Source organism: Azospirillum fermentarium, assembly GCF_025961205.1.
Taxonomy (GTDB): domain Bacteria; phylum Pseudomonadota; class Alphaproteobacteria; order Azospirillales; family Azospirillaceae; genus Azospirillum; species Azospirillum fermentarium.
Genome location: NZ_JAOQNH010000003.1, coordinates 1131058 through 1145557, shown reverse-complemented (window position 1 = coordinate 1145557; position 14500 = coordinate 1131058). Strand labels below are relative to the sequence as shown.

The window sequence follows — 14500 nt, the reverse complement described above, 5'->3', positions numbered from 1 at the left end:
TTGATGCAAGGTGTTTTCTTTTTTGTATTTTGTCCGAAAGGGGATCTGCCGGAACCAAGAACGTCTTCCGCTATTGAAGAAGGCCGGTGCATTCGGCACCCGTGCTGACAAACCCACCCAAACACGATGCGAGGGAGATTCTCGCCATGGCCCTGTTCTCCAAGGACATCCAGACCCTGGACGATCTCTTCGTCCATCAGCTCAAGGATATCTATTATGCGGAAAACCGCATTTTGAAGAACCTGCCTTCCATGATGGAGAAGGCATCCAACCCGGAACTCAAGCAGGGCTTCCAGACGCACCTGCGTGAGACCGAAGGGCAGGTCGAGCGGCTGAAGCAGGTCTTTTCCATGCACGGCGTGGAAATCGGATCCGTTCAATGCCCGGCCATCGACGGCATTCTCGAGGAAGCGGACGAGGTTGCCAGCGAGGTTGAGGATAAACAGGTGCTGGACGCCGCCCTCATCGCCGCCGCCCAGGCGGTGGAGCATTACGAGATCACCCGCTACGGATCCCTGATCGCCTGGGCCCAGCAGCTTGGCCGCAACGACTGCGCCGCCGTGCTTCAGCAGAATCTGGACGAGGAAAAGGCGACGGACAAGAAGCTGACGTCTCTGGCCGAAAGCCGCGTCAACCGTTCCGCCGCCTGACCGCCGCACCCGCCGCCGCCGTTCCGTGCGGCGGCGGGGCGTCCGGTTGCCCGCCGCCACGGGTCAATGGGCAGCCGCGCCGTCTGCGCATCCGGCGTCGATGTACTGACGGTAGGCTTCCCGCTGGGCGGCGTACAGGTCGCCCCCGCTGTCGGGAATCTCTTTGATGTGCCGCAGGGCCGATGCCGAACCGCCCAGGTCGATGATGACGAAATCAGCCGCGGCCAGAGTGGTTGAAATGAAGCTCAGGGCATAGACTTCGGCCGCCACGCCGGCGCTCAGCACCACAGCCCCGGTGGTGTTGGCCGGGCCGACAAGGGGAAGCACAAGATAGGATCCCGGCATCAGGCCGGTCCGGCACAACGAGACGCCGTAATTGGCTTCCCGCCGTGTCAAGCCCAGCGGTGTCGCCGCATCGAACAGGCCGGCGATGCCAAGGGTTGAATTCACCCCGAACCGCGCCGCCGACACCGCCGTGTCCTTCGCCTTTCCCTGCAGCGCGTTGTCGAGAACCATTTCGATGTCGGTCAGGTTGCCATAGGCATTGGACAGGCCGGTTTTCACCGGGCCGGGAATCCATGGGCCGACATGGGTGACCGTTGGCTCGATCACCCAATCAACAACCCCCTTGTTGAACGCGAACATGGCCCGGTTGAACGGTTCGAAGGGATCGGCGGTGGCCCATGCGGCCATGGGCGCGCAGGCCAGGGCCAAAAAAACGCCTATAGAGAGCTTCCTTGTCATTGATTCACCGTGTAGGTGTGGGAATTTTGTTTCCAACACCCATTCCATTTGAAATGATCAACAAAAATCGACCGATCTCTTTGTGATTGAACGCGGCTTCAAGCGATTCGGACGGTTTACGGCATGGGTTTTACCGGCACGATACCATGAAATACGGTTATGAGGCAGTCTTTATCATTCATGGAAATATATTTTTGAACATTTATAACATTATGCCCTGCGATTTTCCCATGTGTTTCTTTATCGTAAAAATACGAACCTGCAATTGATAAAGTAAAATCTCACATTGCAATGGTGGAACAATAATTTTGAAATCATTTTCGTTTGTTTCGTTGGTGTTTGTTGTGAGTTTCATTAAATAAAAGAATTATAACAACTGTCTTCTCTTTCAAAAATGGAGATTTCTGTGATACTGAAATTGAAAATTTGACTGTGCGCTGAAAATGCAGGGAGGCACCGTGATTTCCCGTTGGAAATATTTTGCTGCCGTGTCGGTGGTGGCGGGGCTTGTGATCGGCGCCCAGGGCGGCGCCCGTGCCGAAACCGTTCTAAACCGGGGCAACGGTGGAGAGCCATCCACCCTCGATCCGCACCGGACCGACGGGCGCATCGAATCCAACATTTTCCGTGATCTGTTCGAAGGGCTGGTGGTCTATGGCCCCGATGGCAAGATCGTGCCGGGTGTGGCCGAAACCTGGCAGGTGTCCGATGATGGGCGGGTCTATACGTTTCATCTGCGTGGCGATGCCCGGTGGTCCAACGGCGATCCGGTCACGGCGGATGATTTTCTCTACAGCCTGCGCCGCGCCCTGACGCCCAAGGATGGGATCGCGCCGTCATCCAACATGCGGGTCGTCAAGAACGCCGGCGGCTTGATCGATGGGGTGAAGTCCTCTGACGCCTTGGGGATCGCGGCACCCAATCCGCGCACCGTGGTCATCACGCTGGAAGCGTCCACGCCCTATTTCCTCGACCTTCTGGCCGCCGACAACAGCGCGCTGCCGGTCCACCGCGGCACCGTGGATGTCAACCGCGACCATTGGGCGGAGCCGGGCAAGCTGGTCAGCAACGGCCCTTACGCGTTGGCGGAATGGCGTCCCCAGCAGCAGATCACCGTGACCCGGAACGAGAATTTTCACCACAAGGCCGATGTCTCCATCGACCGCGTGGTGTTCTTCCCCCTTGACGACGCGTCGGAAGAGGTGCGGCGGTTCAAGGCCGGGGTGCTGGACGCCACCTACGAGGTGCCGCAGGACCGGGTGAAGTGGATTTCGCTGACCGAGCCGCGGGTGTTCTGGAACCGTCCGTTCCTGGCCACCTATTACTACGCCTTCAACCTGACGGCCGAGCCGTTCAAGAGCAACCGCGACCTGCGCCGTGCCCTGGCCCTGGCCGTCAACCGCGAAAGCATCGTCGATAAGGTGACCCGCGCCGGCGAGGCGCCGGCCTATGGGCTGGTGCCGCCCATCGTGCCCAATTACCGCCGGCAGACCGCGGATTTCATCAGCGAGCCGATGGACGACCGCCTGACCGAGGCGCGGCGCCTGTTCGCCGCCGCCGGCTTCAGCCCGATGCAGCCGCTGTCCATCGAGATCCTCTACAACAAATCGGAAAACAACCGCGTGATCGCGGATTCCGTGATCGGCATGTGGCAGGACGCCTTCGGCAAGGGCATCATCGTCAAGCCGGTCAGCGTGGAGCGCACCGAGTATCTGAAGCGCCGCGCGCGGCGCGATTTCCAGGTGGTGCGCGCGGCCTGGATCGGCGATTACGCCGACCCCACCGTGTTCTTGAACCTGCTCCAGTCCTCCGCCCTGCCGCCGCGCAACGATCCCGGATACCGCAACAAGACCTACGACGACCTGCTGAGCCAGGCGGCGGCGGTGGAAGACACCGGCGAGCGCGCGCGCATCCTGGGGCAGGCGGAAAAGGTCATGATCGAGGATTACCCGATCATCCCGCTGTATCACTTCGCCACCAAATCCCTGGTCAGCCAGAAGGTCCGGGGCTGGGTCTACAACGTGCGCGACGTCCACCCCAGCCGTTTCCTGTCGCTCGGCGACAAACCGGCACCCTGACCCCGCGGGTCGTCGCCAACCGATACGAAACACGTCTGACAGCAAGCGCCGGCGCACATTGACCGCAGGGGACTTCCGCCGGGAAGGAGGGTTGACATGGATTTTGGCATTCTCACCATTCCGTTGGTGACGCTGGCGATGGCTTTTGGCTTTGCCGTGTTCACCGACACCCAGACCATCCATTTCGAATACATCGACGTGCCGGACTCGATCGCTCAGGAAAGCGGCTACACCCCCGCCGTGGTGATCACCAAGCTGGCCGACGAAATGCAGGAGATCGAGCGCCAGGCCTTCACCCGCGCCGAAGCCCGGCAGGTGGAACTGCACGCCGACAAGAAGGCGTCGTCGGTCCTGGGCGAATATCTGGGGGTCACGCCGCTGATCCGCGTGGTGCAGGAATCGGCGCATATGATTCCCTTCACCTTCTCCGGCGAGATCGTGCGCCACGACGAGCAGGTGGAATTCATCCTGCGCAGCTACGACAGCCATCACAACAAGACCCGCGTCTCCCACACCGCCAAGGTGGAGGAGATGAAGGGGCTGGTCCATGACATGGCGTACGAGGCGATGCGGGTGGTCAACCCCTACATCCTCGCCGCCTATCAGTTCAAACGCGACCGGCTGTCGCGCGATTTCACCGCCACGCTGGAAATCGTGCGCCGCGAGCTGGACGACCATCATTCCCAATACGCCCCGTGGCTGCACAATCTGTGGGGCATGGTGCTGTACCAGCAGAACGACCGCCAGGGCGCCATCCATCAGTTCGAGGAAGCCAGCCACCTGGACCCGGCCTTCCTGTCGCCCCGCCTGAACATCGGCGTCGTCAAGGCCCGCCTGGGCGAGCATGACCAGGCCATCGTCAAGTTCAAGGAGGTGGTGAACCATCCGACCGCGGCCCAGAACCCGGCGGTGACGGCGGCGGCGCTCGGCGAATGGGGCTTCTCCCTGGCCCTGACCGGACGCATCGACGAGGCGTACGCCAAGTTCGACGCGGCGACCAGGGCCGATCCCAACTTCTCCGACGTCTATTCGAACTGGGCCGAGGTCCTGAGCGCCCAGGGACGCAAGGATGAGGCCAACCAGATGACCGCCAAGGCGCTCAAGCTGGCGCCCAAGGAGGTGATCTACACGGAAAACCTGATCGGCGCCGTGCAGAGCCTGCCGGCGACCGCCAGCGTGAACTGATCCCGGAAACCGTGGGAAAAGGGGGGAGGGCGCCATGACGCGGATCATGAAACGGATGTCCGGCACGGCGGCGGCACTGTACGCCTGTGCGCTGCTGCTGGCCCCCGCCCCGGTGCTGGCCAGCGGCGGCGGCGGGGGCGGCGGACACGGCAGCAGCCGGAATGCGCACCACGCCTCTCCCCATCACAGCGCTCCCAAGCATGCCTCCGCCCACCGTGGGTCGGGCGGGGGCGGGCATGGCGGGGGTGGCGGGCACGGTGACGACGGCCACGGCGGCGGCCACAGCAGCGTCCTGTGGATTCTGGCCTTTGCTCTGCTGGGTCTGGACGGCGGGCATGGCGGCGACCACGGCGGTGGTCATGGCGGCGGGCACGGCAATCCCATCGCCGCCCTGTTCGGCGGCGGGCATGGGGACGCTCATGGCGGTGGCCATGGCGGCGGCCATGGCGCCGCCGACCATGGGGCCGGGCATGCGGGCCCCGGACACGGCGACCCCGGACACGGCGATCATGGGGCTGCGCACGCGCCGGCTGCCGGGCACGAGGCGGTCCCGATGGGGCACCTGGACGTCTCGGCCTCCGAACACTGATTTCCCCTGTTTCCTTTTGCTTGGATTGATGGCCGCCATGCCTCTCCCGGTTCGTTTTGCCCGCGTTCTTCTCCCGGCCCTTTTCCTGGCGGCGGCTCTGACGGCTTCCGGCCGCCCCGCCGTTGCCGAATCGGCCGCCTCCCCTCCGGCGGCGGCCGTGACGCCGCCTGTGGCTGAACCGCAGGCCGACGCGGCGGCGGCCCCCGCCGCCCCCGCCGATGGCCCCGCCGAGGTCAAGGTGGGCATGTACATCACCCAGCTTCTCGACTTCGACATGTCGAAGCGGTCGTACTACGCCACCTATTGGCTGTGGTTCCTGCACAGCCGCGACGGCTACGACCCCCATGCGACCATCGAGATCGCCAACGCCAAGAGCGATTCGGTCAAGTTCAACAGCCTGGACACGACCAAGGGCGTGCGCTGGAGTCAGGAAAAGCACAGCTCCGTCATCGCGGAAGACTGGGATGTGGTGCACTTCCCGTTCGACCGACAGAAGCTGCACATCCTCATCGAAGACGGCCAGTCCGACACCAGCCAGATCCGTTTCGTCGCCGACACGCACAACAGCCGCATCGACCCGTCCCTGACAATTCCCGGCTGGACCATCGAAGGCTTCGACCTGACGGCCGGCGATGTCGCCTACCAGACCTCGTACGGTGACCCGACCATTTCGGCGGACAGCGTTTATTCCCGCGTGGTGGCGACCATCACCGTGAAGCGCGAAGGGGTCCGGCTGCTGTGCAGCCTGTTCGTCGGCTTCGGCGTGGCGTTCCTGCTGTCGATGCTGACCTTCTTCCTGGATTTCGAGTCCATGGCCGGCTCCCGCGTCGGGCTGTGCGCCGCCGCGGTGTTCGCCGCCGTGGGGAACAAGTACGCGCTCGACAACTACATCCCCCCGGCGTCCACCTTCACCCTGGCCGACGTGATCGTCTCCTCCACCTTCGTGGCGATCCTGCTGGCGGCCCTGGCGGTGGTGGGCATGCAGGTGACCCGCAGGTCGTACCCGGTGACCGCCCGCGTCATCAACGCCGTGATCGGGCTGGCGACCCTGGCCGGCTTCGTGGCGGTCAACGCCTGGGCCATCGTGCGGGCGGCGGCGTGACGGTGGGGCGGGGACGGGGGCGCGTCATGACGGACGGCACGGCCGTGGTCTATTCCGCCGCGGGACGGTCCCGCTTCCTGCCGGCTGCCGATGTGCTCTGGGTGGGGCCGGCGCTTCCCGCCTGCGCCATTCCCGGTGCCTCGGGGGTGTACGAAGGCGTCGATCTGGACGGGCCGGCGGTGGCGGTCCGCATCGATCTGGTTCAGGCCCTGGGCGGGACCGCCCGCACCGGGCGCACCGCCATGACGGTGCGGACGGAGCGTGGCCCGGCGTCGCTCCGTGTCGATTCCGCCGCCCTGGCCGCCGATCCCGGTGACAGCCCGCCGGGGTGGGAGGAGATCGGCGCCCTGATGGCGCCCCTTGGCGCCGCCGTGATTGGCGATGGGCCATCCCCCGCCGAACCGGTCCTGCCGGCCCCGGAGACCGGCGTGCTCGTGGTGCAGAGCGGGAACCGCCGGGTGGCGCTGCCCGCCGGCGCCGTGGAGCGGGTCGAGCGGCATCAGGGGGCGTGGAAACCGCTGTCCACCGGGGCTGGGGAACGCGTGGTCGCCGTGGATGGCACGATTCTGCCCGGCCATGCGCTGGGCGCGTGGCTGGAAGGGGAGGAGGCCGGACGCGCGGCACCGGATGCCGCCGAATCCCAGGGGTGGGCGGTGATCCTGCGGGATGACGCTGGACAGTCCTTTGCCATGACCGTCGATGCCGTGCATGGGCTGGTCTCGGTGCCATCCGGTCAGATCCGCCGCCTGCCCCACCGGGACGGCGTGTCGGTGTGGGTTCCCGATGGCGCTGCGGGGCTGATCCAGATGATCCACCCGGCGCGGACCGGTCCTGTCCCCCCGGCGTCCGGCGGCATGGGGGCGGACGCCGTTTCGGCTCCCCCGCCGGATGGGGCGATGGGAACGGACCGGGGGGCCGGCATCGCGGTGACGGTTGGCCCCTTCCTGTGCGTGCTGCCCGCCGGGCGGGTGCGGGAGGTGCGCAGCGGGGCGGAGTGCCTGTGGTCCTGCCGCCATGGGGGACGCATTCCGGTGTTCGATGCGGCGGTGATGCTGGGCCTGCCTCCGTCGTCCCCGGACGGGCGGAAGACCGTGGTGGTCGAGCGCCCGAACCAGGAGCCTTACGGTTTGCTGGCCTCGGCGGTGGAGCACCGCGCGGCGGGGGCCGGCTGGCTCCCCCTGCCCGCGGTGCCGCCGCTGGTCCATGCCCTGTTCCAGGCCATCCGGCCCACCGGTCCGTCCGGGGCCGATTCATCCCTGGAATGGCTGGTGCGGGACGAGGCGTTGATCCGTCCCCCGCAGGAGCCGGCTTTTACGGCTTTGGTGGCCGGTGCGCTGGCCGGCTGGCTGGAGGTTGACTGATGCTCGTGTGGTTGCGGAGAATGGCATGCTCAAGAATCTGAAGATCGGCCACAAGCTGGCAATCCTGGTGGTGCTGCTGTGCAGCGGCATCGTCTTCGTCGGTTTTCTCGGTCTGCACGGCATGAAGACCGGCGACGACGCGCTGGACACCATGTACGCCGACCGTGTGGTGCCGCTCCGCGACCTCAAGGTCATCGCCGATATGTACGCGGTCAACATGGTGGACATGATCCACAAGGCCCGCAACGGCAACGTCACCCCCGCCGCCGCCATCGAGGCCATCGACACCGCCAAGGACACGATCCACCAGAAATGGCAGGCCTATCTGGCGACATATCTGGTGCCCGAGGAACGGGCGCTGGTGGCGCGGGCCGAACCGCTGATGGCCGAGGCCGACCGGGCGGCCAATCTGGCGCGCGCCATCCTGACCGCCGGGCGTCCCGGCGAACTGGACGAGTTCGTCGTCCACGCCCTTTATCCTGCTGTCGAGCCGGTGTCCGATGCCCTGGCCAGCCTGATCGACCTGCAATTGACGGTGGCCAAGAAGACCTATGACGCCAGCGAAATTCTCTATGACGAGACGCGGGAACAGACCATCGCGCTGATCGCCGGGGCGTTGCTGGTGGGGCTGGTGGCCGGCATCCTCATCATCCGGTCGATCACGGTGCCGCTGGCCCATCTGAGCGGCCTGATCGGGCGCATGGCGCGCGGTGATCTGGCGATCGCCGTCGCCGACGAGGCGCGCAAGGACGAGGTGGGTGAAATGGCCCGCGCCACCGCCGCCATCGCCACCACCCTGAACGCTGTGGCGAAGGATCTGCGCGACCTGATCGATTCCGCCCGCAGCGGCACCTTGTCGGTGCGGGTGGACTCCACGCAGCACGCGGGCGAGTTCGCGGCCCTGACCCGTGGCGCCAACGAGCTGGTGGAGGTGCTGACCGCCCCGCTGTTCGAGGTGGCGGCGGTGATGGGCAAGCTCGCCTCGGGCGATGTGCGCGGGCGGATGACCGGCGGGTACGAGGGGGATCTGCGCGCCCTGAAGGGCAACGTCAACCGCAGCATCGACGCCCTGGCCGCCCTGCTGGACGAGATTTCCGCCTTTGCCGGCGCCCTGGCCCAGGGCGACGTCACCGCGACCATCGCCGGTTCGTATCAGGGGGAGTTCGCCGCCATCCGCAACAACCTGAACGCCGCCGTCGCCCAGTTGAACGGGGTGCTGCGGGAGGTGGACGATTCCACCCGCCACGTCGCCACCTCCGCGTCCGAAACCACCGCCGCGGCCATCGACGTGTCGCGGCAGGCCGCCGGCCAGATGGCGACCCTGGCCGACGTGTCGAGCGCCATCGAACAGACCGCCGCCGCCATCGCCGAGATCGCCCGCAGCGCCGAACGGGGCAGCGCGCTGGCCGGCAGCGCCGCCACCCTGGCGGAAGAGGGGCACCGGACGCTGACGGTGCTGAACGGGGCCGTGGACGGCATCGCCGAGCGGGCGGCCCATATCGAGCGCATCAGCGGCCTGATCGCCGGCATCGCCGACAAAACCTATGTGCTGGCCCTCAACGCCGGGCTGGAAGCGGTGCGGGCCGGCGACAGCGGCCGGGGTTTCGGCCTGATCGCCGCCAAGATCTCGGCCCTGGCGGAGGAGGTGACGGGGGCGACCCAGGATATCGGCACCCTGGTGCGCGAAACCACCGCCGGGGTGCAGTCGGGGGTCAAGGCGGCGGGAGAAACATCGCAGGCCATGTCCCGCATCGTCGATGCCTCGCGCGACAGCGGCGCCACGGCGCAATCCATCGCCGCCGCCATCGACGAGCAGAACGCCATGATCCGCCTGCTGAAGGAGCGGGTGGAGCAACTGACCATGGTGGGGCAGACCACCGCCGGGGCGGCGGAGGAGATTTCCGCCACCATGTCCGCCCTGGCTGGCCTGGCCCGGCGCCTTCAGGCCGAAACCGCCCGCATCCGCACCGCCTGAAGGAAAGGGCCGCCCCATGAACGAGCAAGTGCGCCGGGCGCTCCGCAAGCTGCTGGGGCCGTTTGTTCTGTTGCTGTGCGTCCTGGCCTTCTTCTACATCGGCGGGGATTATTACCAGGGGGTGGGGCTGGCCGCGGTGGACAGCACCCGGCGGGCACTGAAATACGTTCTGGGGGTGGCGGCCTTCCTGTCGCTGGCGGTGCTGGTGCAGCGGATCGTGCAGTACGTGGTGTTCGACGGCATCGTGGCGTCCACCACCGGGGCACCGGTGCCCAAACTGCTCAGCCAGATTTCCGGCCTGCTGATTTTCGGGGTGGCGATTTCCGCCTGCGCCGGCATCGTCTTCGACCAGGATCTGACGGTGCTGTGGGCCGCGTCGGGTGTGGCCGGTCTGGTCTTGGGCATGGCGTTGCGCGAACTGCTCCAGGACGTCTTCGCCGGCATCGCACTGAACATCGACCGGGCCATCCGCATCGGCGAATTCATCCAGATCCACAAGTCGGGCGACAGCAAGATCAGCGGGCAGGTGCTGGAAATCAGCTGGCGCACCACGCGGGTCAAGGATTTCATGGGGGATGTGGTGATCTTCCCCAACAGCAAGTTCAGCTCCTTCACCATCACCAACTTCAGCCAGCCCCAGGCCAGCAGCTACCGCTATGTCACGCTGATCCTGGACACACGGGTGCCGCAGCCGCGGGCCTTCCGCATTCTCCAGGCCGCGGCGCTGGAAGCCATGACCGCCCTGGCCGGTCCCGCTACCCCCGTCCCCTGGGTGGAGGTGAAGGCCATCCGGCTGGAAGGCGTGGAATACGCCATCTTCTACAAGGCGGAGTGGGCGCATCTGGCCAACGCCGGGCCGGCGATCCTGCAAAACGTGCTGCTGCACCTTGCCTTTGCCGGGCTGGAGCCGGCCAGCCTGCGGGTGGAGGGCGCGCGCGTCCTGTCCGCCGGCCCGGCGGGAACGGACACGGCGGCCCGGCCCGCGCGGGACAAGCTGGTGGCGCTCGCCGCCGCCACCCCCCTGTTCCGCGGGGTGGACGAGGCCGGGCTGCGCCTGCTGGCCGAACACGCGGTGTTCCGCGAGGAGCCGGAAAACCGCGTGGTGATCCAGGCGGGGGAGGTGGGCACCGTCCTGACCCTTGTGCTGGAAGGGCTGCTGAGCACCGAAAGCAACCGGCGCAACGGGCGCGCCCTCCTTCCCGACACCCTGCGTCCGGGGGATCTGTTCGATGCCCCGGCGGTGCTGCTGGGCGATGCCTATGGCCATACGGTGCGCAGCCGCACGCCGGTCCTGCTGTGTGAATTCGGTGACGGCGCCTTGCAGCGGCTCTTTGGGACCAACGCCGCCGCCTTCGACCGGGTGGGGCTGAACCTTGCCGGACTGCTGCCGGGCAAGGGGAGCGACGACCCCGATGAGCGAGTCGCAGACCTGTATCGCCGCATGCGCCACCTGTACCCGGTGGTTCCCGTCATTCCACGGCCGGTATCGCGCGGTGCCTCACCCGCTGCCGGGTGAACGGCCCGTGCCGCCCTTGCCGCGGGCCAGAAGGAACAACCAATCATAGGAATTCTCGGAATTATTCTCGTTTTTCTTCAATATAAAAGAGAGTGCATTTGAATTTTTGCGGATATGCTTTCCGCATTTGGATGAATGTCCTATAATTGTCAAAATATCGTGCGTGCATAAATCGGGGAAATTGAAAATTTCATCTTTCTGTATTGATGGAATTTTCTTTCCGTGAATGTGTGATTTATACGCACCCCGTGAAAAATCAAAATAGATCATGAAGGTGAACGATGGATCCTATTTCGCTCCTGGCGGCCTTTTTGGCGGCATTCGGGATCATTTCCACCGACGCCGTGCTGCATGCGGACAGCGTCAGTGTCAGCCTCTACATGTCCGATGAGCTGTCCAAGGGAACGGCCAAGGGCGAGATCATCGAAGATATGTTCATCGCCAAGATGCAGGAAATCGGCGATGTGAAATCCTATTTCGGCAGCCCGAGCGTCCGGTCGAACAAGTCCAAGACCATCGGTGCGGTGCTGGCCAAGACCATGAAGCTGGAGGACATGACCGCGGCCATCCAGCACACCTTCGGCATGAAGACGGCGGCGGTCAACGGCAGCTTCGCCAAGGACGAGAAGGAAGGGAAGCTGCAGCTTGTGGCCATGGTCCGCGACCCGGACGAGCCGCCGTTTCCCCTGGTCATCAAGCGGGACAACAACGAATCCCTGCCCGACATGATGGGGCGCGCCGCCCAGCAGGTGATGGAGCATCTGGCCCCGTACATCACGCTGGTCTATCTGCTTCAGGACGCCGACCACAAACACGACTATGCCCAGGTCGATGACCTGATCGCCCGCGAACTGGCGGCCTATGCGTCCAGCGCCTATTACAAGGAGCGGGCGGGGATCCTGAACATCGCCGGCATCGTGGCACTCCACAAGCAGAACCTGCCCGAAGCCGCCCGCCTGTTCGAAGAGGCCGACCAGACCGATCCCTCGCTGCTGATCCCGCGCCTGAACCGCGCCTTCGTCATGCTGGCCGCCGACGAGGAGAAGGGGGTGGACGGCTATCTGAAGCCGACCATGGATTCGGCCCGCTATCAGCGCTCCTACACCCTGCTGGCCGCCGGGGACATGATCCGCGCCGGGGCGTTGATGAGCGCCGGCAAATTCGATCAGGCCGCCGCCGCCCTGGACGATGCCGAGTATTGGGATCCCACCAGCGCCGCCGTGCCGTCGCTGCGGGCGGAAATCTGCGCCGAGCGCGGCGATGTCACCTGCGTGCAGAAATACAAGGCCAAGGCGCGGTCCAATCTGGATAATTTCGAAACCTATCCCGAACTGGCCAGCCTCTACTACCATATCTCGTGGAGGAAGGGCGAACCGCTGCGGCCCAACGATCTGCGCCATGAAATGAGCAAGCCGCAACTGGCGCCGGCCAAGCCCGTCAAGGTGTCCGCCGAGACCGGCAAGACCCCGTGATGACGTGCCCGATGGCCGCGGACGGCCGGTACCGTTTCGCGTGACACCTTGCATGCGGCGGCCAGCGGCTGTACCACCGGGGCCGGAATGTTCCATGGCGGGCATTCCGGTCCTGGGAGTCCGGTCCGCAGAGGTGTGTTTCAAGGATCGGACCGTCACGGAGAGCCCTTTGGGAGAGAACATTCTTTTCGTCGAGCGGTGGATGCGCAATCCACTGACCGTCGGTGCCATCGCCCCCAGCGGCCCCTGCCTGTGCCGGTCGATGGCGCGCGCCGCCGGGGCGGCTCCGGGCCGCCGCATCGTGGAGCTGGGACCGGGAACCGGCGTCATGACCCGCGCCCTGATCGACGCGGGGGTCGAGGCCGGTGATCTCTTGCTGGTCGAACTCGACCGCAGCTTCGCAGCCCGTCTGGCGGGGGCCTATCCCGGTGCCTGCGTGGTGCGGGAAAACGCCTGCCACCTGCGCCGCATCACGCGGGACCATGGGTGGCAGGGGTGCGATGCCATCGTGTCCGGGCTGCCGTTGATCAATTTTACCGGCGCCGTGCAGCTTCGCATCCTGTCCGGGGCCTTTGCCTCGCTGGGGCCGCAGGGGGTTTTCGTCCAGTTCACCTACGGGCCATTCTCGCCGGTGGCCCCGGCGGTGTTGCGGCGGCTGGGGCTGACCGGAACCCGCACCGGCTGGATCGTCCGCAACGTTCCGCCCGCCTTCGTCTGGACCTACCGCCGGGCGCCGGGGCCATCCCCTCTGTGACCGCAGGCGGCAGCGGGGCGGCACCCGTGAAAGGGCCGCTCCGCCGCAAAAGGTGGGTTTACGAACCCATCAGGGTTGCCAGCAGGCCATCCAGTGCGGCCACCGCCTGTTCGGCGGCCAGGCGGGCACGGGCGTCGGCAAGCCACGGGGCCACGGTGTCGCGGGGCAACCCCTCCAGTTGCGCCAGCCGGTCCACCGCGATGGCGAGGTCGCCGTCCTCCAGGGCCAGGGCGGCGCGGGCCAGCGTGGTCGCGGTCCGGTTTTCCGGTGTGACCTCTTCCGGCGGTGCGGAGCCGAAGACGCCGGAAATACCGGAAACCCAATTCCACATGGTGTCGCTGATCCCGGCGGTGCTGCCGCTCAGGTCTGCCTGCAGCAGGCTGGGGACGAGAACCGCATAGCGGGCCGCAAGGTCGCTGCGGCTGAGGATCCCTTGGGCGGCTTTGGGAGAGATCTGGTCGAGAGCCTTGGCAAGGCTGGTGTCGGCCGTCCCCGACAGGCGCATCAGGGCCAATTCGCCGTCAAAGGGGCCGGAACCGTTCAGCGCCGTGCGCAATTGGCGGATGGCCAGGATGCCGGCGACACGATTGCCGGGGGCAACGGCGTCGGCGATCCGACGGTCGATGCCGGCCACCGCCTGTTCCAGCGATGCCACCCGTTCCGCCAGGGGCTTGGTGCCGGCGTCCGTTCCGCCGGCGGCCGTTCCGATGGTCTTTTCCAGTGTTCCGACCCGCACCTGCAGCTCGCCCGGCGGCAGGAAGCGGGCGCGGATCTGGTCGCCATACAGGATGGAGCCGGCCACCGCCGCTCCGGCCAGTAGAATCGTCAGGGCGAAAACCCCGGCCGGGACACCGCCGGACGGGGGCGGGGATGCCGCGGCCCCGGTGCTGGACCGGGTGGGCGGGGCGTGTTCCTGATCGCCCGGTTCGGGCGTGGCGGTGGTTTTCTCCATGAAACTGAACCTTTGTTGGTGGGCGTGGCGCCTGTTGCCGGTCGGGTTTTGAATTCTTGCCGTGGCGTCAGCCGTCACGCGCGGTTGTTTGGCCGCTGTGTCCGGTCTCAGCCACATAAATC

12 protein-coding genes are annotated in these 14500 nt (G+C 65.9%); 10 read left to right on the top strand and 2 right to left on the bottom strand.

What is annotated here, in order from left to right:
- The first annotated feature begins 146 nt into the window (after positions 1-146).
- Positions 147-650: a YciE/YciF ferroxidase family protein gene (locus tag M2352_RS25315; RefSeq protein WP_264667284.1), complete on the top strand. Its 504-nt coding sequence runs from the start codon at positions 147-149 to the stop codon at positions 648-650.
- A gap of 63 nt (positions 651-713) precedes the next feature.
- Here M2352_RS25315 and M2352_RS25310 read toward each other — a convergent pair whose 3' ends face one another.
- A complete protein-coding gene (locus M2352_RS25310; protein ID WP_264667283.1) occupies positions 714-1442 on the bottom strand; it encodes a VacJ family lipoprotein in 729 nt (242 codons plus the stop codon).
- 410 nt (positions 1443-1852) lie between these two features.
- Between M2352_RS25310 and M2352_RS25305 the strand changes: the two genes are divergently transcribed.
- The 9 genes from M2352_RS25305 (at position 1853) to M2352_RS25265 (ending at position 13426) form a co-directional block, all read left to right on the top strand.
- Positions 1853-3472, top strand: coding sequence for a peptide ABC transporter substrate-binding protein (locus tag M2352_RS25305; protein ID WP_264667282.1), 1620 nt, complete (start codon positions 1853-1855; stop codon positions 3470-3472).
- A gap of 96 nt (positions 3473-3568) precedes the next feature.
- Positions 3569-4657 carry a tetratricopeptide repeat protein gene (locus M2352_RS25300; RefSeq protein ID WP_264667281.1) on the top strand — a complete coding sequence of 363 codons (1089 nt, stop codon included), beginning with the start codon at positions 3569-3571 and terminating at the stop codon, positions 4655-4657.
- A gap of 34 nt (positions 4658-4691) precedes the next feature.
- Positions 4692-5246 (top strand): hypothetical protein, encoded by a 555-nt coding sequence (locus tag M2352_RS25295; protein WP_264667280.1) that lies wholly within the window; start codon positions 4692-4694, stop codon positions 5244-5246.
- A gap of 37 nt (positions 5247-5283) precedes the next feature.
- The gene (locus tag M2352_RS25290; RefSeq protein ID WP_264667279.1) at positions 5284-6348 is read left to right on the top strand and encodes a ligand-gated ion channel; all 1065 of its coding nucleotides are present in this window, start codon (positions 5284-5286) and stop codon (positions 6346-6348) included.
- 26 nt (positions 6349-6374) lie between these two features.
- Positions 6375-7709: a chemotaxis protein CheW gene (locus tag M2352_RS25285; protein ID WP_264667278.1), complete on the top strand. Its 1335-nt coding sequence runs from the start codon at positions 6375-6377 to the stop codon at positions 7707-7709.
- Between the two features lie 25 nt (positions 7710-7734).
- Complete coding sequence (locus M2352_RS25280) at positions 7735-9684, top strand: HAMP domain-containing methyl-accepting chemotaxis protein (RefSeq protein ID WP_264667277.1); 1950 nt, start codon at positions 7735-7737, stop codon at positions 9682-9684.
- 16 nt (positions 9685-9700) lie between these two features.
- Positions 9701-11200, top strand: a complete 1500-nt coding sequence (locus M2352_RS25275; protein WP_264667276.1) for a mechanosensitive ion channel family protein — start codon at positions 9701-9703, stop codon at positions 11198-11200.
- A 281-nt stretch (positions 11201-11481) separates the two neighbouring features.
- Positions 11482-12672, top strand: coding sequence for a hypothetical protein (locus M2352_RS25270; RefSeq protein WP_264667275.1), 1191 nt, complete (start codon positions 11482-11484; stop codon positions 12670-12672).
- Positions 12673-12874: 202 nt separating this feature from the next.
- A complete protein-coding gene (locus M2352_RS25265) occupies positions 12875-13426 on the top strand; it encodes a class I SAM-dependent methyltransferase (RefSeq protein ID WP_264667274.1) in 552 nt (183 codons plus the stop codon).
- A 58-nt stretch (positions 13427-13484) separates the two neighbouring features.
- Here M2352_RS25265 and M2352_RS25260 read toward each other — a convergent pair whose 3' ends face one another.
- A complete protein-coding gene (locus M2352_RS25260; RefSeq protein WP_264667273.1) occupies positions 13485-14378 on the bottom strand; it encodes a mitofilin family membrane protein in 894 nt (297 codons plus the stop codon).
- Between the last annotated feature and the right edge of the window lie 122 nt (positions 14379-14500).

What these genes read in the sequence shown, in the direction of transcription:
- M2352_RS25270 (WP_264667275.1), top strand. Translation starts at nt 11,482, where the DNA reads ATGGATCCTATTTCGCTCCTGGCGGCCTTTTTGGCGGCATTCGGGATC.
- M2352_RS25310 (WP_264667283.1), bottom strand. Translation starts at nt 1,442, where the DNA reads ATGGAATGGGTGTTGGAAACAAAATTCCCACACCTACACGGTGAATCA.
- M2352_RS25315 (WP_264667284.1), top strand. Translation starts at nt 147, where the DNA reads ATGGCCCTGTTCTCCAAGGACATCCAGACCCTGGACGATCTCTTCGTC.
- M2352_RS25300 (WP_264667281.1), top strand. Translation starts at nt 3,569, where the DNA reads ATGGATTTTGGCATTCTCACCATTCCGTTGGTGACGCTGGCGATGGCT.
- M2352_RS25285 (WP_264667278.1), top strand. Translation starts at nt 6,375, where the DNA reads ATGACGGACGGCACGGCCGTGGTCTATTCCGCCGCGGGACGGTCCCGC.
- M2352_RS25290 (WP_264667279.1), top strand. Translation starts at nt 5,284, where the DNA reads ATGCCTCTCCCGGTTCGTTTTGCCCGCGTTCTTCTCCCGGCCCTTTTC.
- M2352_RS25275 (WP_264667276.1), top strand. Translation starts at nt 9,701, where the DNA reads ATGAACGAGCAAGTGCGCCGGGCGCTCCGCAAGCTGCTGGGGCCGTTT.
- M2352_RS25260 (WP_264667273.1), bottom strand. Translation starts at nt 14,378, where the DNA reads ATGGAGAAAACCACCGCCACGCCCGAACCGGGCGATCAGGAACACGCC.
- M2352_RS25265 (WP_264667274.1), top strand. Translation starts at nt 12,875, where the DNA reads ATGCGCAATCCACTGACCGTCGGTGCCATCGCCCCCAGCGGCCCCTGC.
- M2352_RS25280 (WP_264667277.1), top strand. Translation starts at nt 7,735, where the DNA reads ATGCTCAAGAATCTGAAGATCGGCCACAAGCTGGCAATCCTGGTGGTG.
- M2352_RS25295 (WP_264667280.1), top strand. Translation starts at nt 4,692, where the DNA reads ATGACGCGGATCATGAAACGGATGTCCGGCACGGCGGCGGCACTGTAC.